Annotated in this window: 3 protein-coding genes; 2 read left to right on the top strand and 1 reads right to left on the bottom strand. The window is 59.0% G+C overall.

From position 1 onward, the window contains the following. Positions 1 to 110 precede the first annotated feature (110 nt). On the top strand, positions 111 to 1,715 hold the full coding sequence (locus B2W55_RS29995; protein ID WP_145987203.1) for a DUF6538 domain-containing protein: 1,605 nt from the start codon (positions 111 to 113) through the stop codon (positions 1,713 to 1,715). Positions 1,716 to 1,816: 101 nt separating this feature from the next. Here B2W55_RS29995 and B2W55_RS29990 read toward each other — a convergent pair whose 3' ends face one another. Then, positions 1,817 to 2,914 carry a hypothetical protein gene (locus tag B2W55_RS29990; RefSeq protein ID WP_145987204.1) on the bottom strand — a complete coding sequence of 366 codons (1,098 nt, stop codon included), beginning with the start codon at positions 2,912 to 2,914 and terminating at the stop codon, positions 1,817 to 1,819. Positions 2,915 to 3,111: 197 nt separating this feature from the next. On the opposite strand from B2W55_RS29990, the gene B2W55_RS29985 reads away from it, so the two are divergent. Continuing rightward, positions 3,112 to 3,724 (top strand): hypothetical protein (locus B2W55_RS29985; protein WP_291532724.1); only part of this gene is annotated, 613 nt, incomplete at its 3' end.

The following is a 3,724-nucleotide window of genomic DNA, read 5'->3' as shown; positions in this document are numbered from 1 at the left end:
CGAATCCCACTCTCTCCGCCAGCCCTTCCCAAAAACGCTGATAATTCAAATTCGATAGGTGGAATAAGGCCTTCTGCAAACGCCCGGTGGTACACAAAGGTGGACTACAAATGGTGTTCAGAATGCAGAGTCCTTGGAAAAACCCACGCAGCCAAAATCTTTGGTTCAGACGGCGCGTTCCCACGCACCTGATCGCCCTCATGGGCAAGCCCGAGATCAAATTCTCGCTCGGTACGGCCGACCCGGTGCTGGCAAGGATTCGCTTCCAGGAGGAGAACGCCAGGCTCGAGCGGATGTGGCACGACTATACTCACGGGCGGCAGCCCGTGAAGCTCTCGCAGCGTCAGCTCTCGGCGCTGGCCGGCGAGTTCTACAGGGAGATGCTCGCCGAGCATGGCGACAATCCGGGCTCGCCGCTCCACTGGGAGTCGATACTCAAGCAGGACCGCGAGAGGATTGCGCGACGATTTCCGCAGCAGAGCCACATCCGGTACTGGTTCGGACCAGATGCCCGATCCTTCCTCGAACGCAAGGGCTACCATCTCTTCGGCGATATCTTCGATGAATTCGTCCTCGAGTTCGTCCGCGCCAAGCACCAGGCGGTCGAGCAGCTTCAACGCAATGCCTCGAAGAACTGGCAGGAGGATCCCAAAGCCACGCAGTTCGCCCCGCCGGAGGCCCTGGTCAGTGACGGCAAGGTCGATGCCATCGATATGTTCGAGCGCTACGCCGATGAGGCCGAGCTCGACAACAAGACCCGTCGTTCGTGGAGGACCAAGGTCAGGTTGCTGATGTCATTCGTCGGCCACGATGACCTTGCCAGACTGACGGTCGATAATGTCATCGCCTGGAAGGATAAACTGCTCAAGACGAAGAAGCGGCAATCCAAGAAAGACAAGGAGGCGGAGAAGCCGGAGGAGGAACTCGGGGCGAAGACGATCCGAAATTCATATCTCGCAGCGGTCAAGGCGACGCTCAACTATGCGAAGCAGCAACGGAAGCTGCCGCAGAACGTGGCGAGCGAAGTCACCGTCAGGGTGAAGAAGAAGAAAAAGCAGCGCGAGAAAGGTTTCACCGAGGAAGAAGCGTTGCGGATCTTGAAAGCGACGTTGTTGCCGCCACCGCCCAACATGTCCGAAGAGCATGCGAAGGCGAGGCGCTGGGTCCCGTGGATCTGCGCCTATACGGGCGCGCGCGTCAACGAGATCACGCAGTTGCTGCCGTCCGACTTCAAGACCAGGAATGGCATCGACTACATCAGGATCGACGCGGACGCGGCCAAGACAGGTGAGTATCGCGAAGTGCCGCTGCACGACGATCTCAAGGCCCAGGGACTGATCGACTACAAGAACTCCCGCAAGGGACGACCGCTGTTCTACGATCCCGGTCGCTCTCGTGGCGGAAGGGACGCTGGCAGGCATTTTCGGAAGACCGGCGAGCGCCTCTGCGCGTGGATCAGGAGCAAGGAGGTCGGTGTCACTGACGAGCGGGTGGCTCCCAACCATGGTTGGCGGCACCGCTTCTCTTCCGTCGCGCGACATGTCGGAATGCACATCGACATTCAGAACATCATCCAGGGGCACGCCGGTGACAAAGTCGCATCCGACTACGGTGATCCCTGGATCGAGACCGCCTATCAGGAGATCATGAAGATCCCAAGGTATGAACTAGGAGCCTCGCGGGAAGCCGAATCTCCACCACGGGGATTGGAATGATCCTCGGCTGAGTTGCCTGTCCGGCACTGCTTTGCCACGCCAGGATTTGCCGCTTGAACGAATCGACCGCTCGCCGATGTACGCTGCGCGCCTCATTCAGTTCATCCCACGTCGCTGTTCCCCTTCACGACGATAAGGGGTGGACGAGGTGAAGGTGCCGGATTCTTCGAACTCTCATCGTACACGTAGTCGACGAGCTTCTTGAAGTTCACGCCGCAGGCATCCTTCATGGGATAGACCAAGTCACTTCCGTCAAGCTTCGGGTGCTGCAGTTCACCTTCTTTGGGTTTGAAGAAATAGTTCGCGATGCGCTTCCTCGAATGGGAGCCCCTCAGAAGGTCCCGCCTTATGGCGAGACTGAATTCATCGCGGACCAGTACGCAACGGGTCGAGGTGATTTGACCGTCCGACATCCGTAGATTCACGCCACGGGCCATGCTGTGCGCGTTTGCGTTAGTGCTATGAAAGATGCTCAAGCGCATTTCGGTCGATCCGACCGGCGTGCCCATCAGATAGAGTTGTCGTTCATTCGTGAAATAGGCACCCACCGAACGCACGAGTGTTCCGTCCGATGCGGTTCGACGCGCCTGAAAGATCGGAGAGCCGTCTTCGCCCTTTTCCGCGGACAACAGGTACGAGGTGACGATTATCTGCTCTTCCGGATTGAGCGTGAACAACAAGTATCGCCCGGAGAAGTTCTCGATGCTTTCATCGGCCTTGCTCTTGTTCAGTCCTAGAGCTTCCTTGAAGGTTTTCGTCGGACTGACTTGTGGCCGTTGGTCCGCCGGCAGAGGCATGAATCTTTCCAGCAGCGCTGGGACATCAATCTCGGAGCGCCTGCAGTAGTTCACCAGCATGCGGACCATCAGTGTATCTGGTATCTCCACCCGCACCATTGTGAGCATCCTCACTCGCTCGCCGATGGACGCGTCCTTGCGGTCCTCGAAGAGGATTCTGACCGCAAACTCTTGCCAGGAAGCGATCCTCGCGTTCGCCTTTGCGTGCTCATAAGCCAACTTGATGAGGGAACCCACCGCCTCGCGCACCGCGCGCTCTCTGATGTAGGCGTCATCGGTCATGCGATGTTCGGCCAGATTGTCGGACTCCTGCGTCGGCTCAGGAGGACAGCCCTCGTCCTGCAATTGATTTTCCGTCATAAAATGCCCCAAAACCGCAATAACTCCGGAGCGCTCCGGCAATTCCGGCTCGGCTCCGGGTCGTTTTCACCCCCTTGGGTATCGCCCTTGGGGGCCGCTGTCTATTCTATCCTTGCGTGCATCGGGATTATCTCAACCACCCGATGGCCTTCGGCGCGCACGCGTCGAGGAAATTCGTGTCAAATGGAGGACCCCGATGATCTTCAGCACCGACCTCTGCGGCAACTCCGCTTACTAACATGGCGAAGGTGACCCTCACTGCGTCTCTGCAGCAGACGCTCAAAAAGGCCGCCCTGGCTCTGGGTGGCCTCGTGCTTGGGGCTGTCGTGACGGTGGCCGCCAAGCCGACGTTGGAAAACAAGATCGTCCCGGCCATCCTTCAGGCGCTCGGTCGGGGCGAGGCGATGATGCTGTACCCCTCCGATCCGACCGAGAAGCCGCAGCAGTACACCGTCTATCGTTTTCCGTTTGGGGAAGGTGTGCACGGCATCTTCGTCGGCGCCACCGCGGGAAAGAGCGGCTCGTTTCAGACCTTCCACCTGAGCGGGCAGCGACGGAATGGCCTGCTCTACTTCACGTTCGTGCCGTCCAATTCCGACGATAATGGCGGCGGTGCGTTCATGGGGCGGAAGGAGGAAACACAACCGGACGACACGGCCTACGTGGGCGTGCTGTATGGCGTGGACAAATGGAAGAATGACACGTCCTGCACTCTCCACCGCTTCACCGCCGTGATCGGTCCCGTCAACGATATCTCGACGTTCCCGAACCTCATCGCGTCGAGGCAGAAGGATTTCGCGTCCCTCGACGACCCGGCGCGCGGTCAGGCCGGATTGGTCCTGGCGCCTTGCC

Source organism: Bradyrhizobium sp. UBA2491, from assembly GCF_002341725.1.
Classification (GTDB): domain Bacteria; phylum Pseudomonadota; class Alphaproteobacteria; order Rhizobiales; family Xanthobacteraceae; genus Bradyrhizobium.
This window is presented reverse-complemented; position numbering and strand designations above follow the sequence as displayed.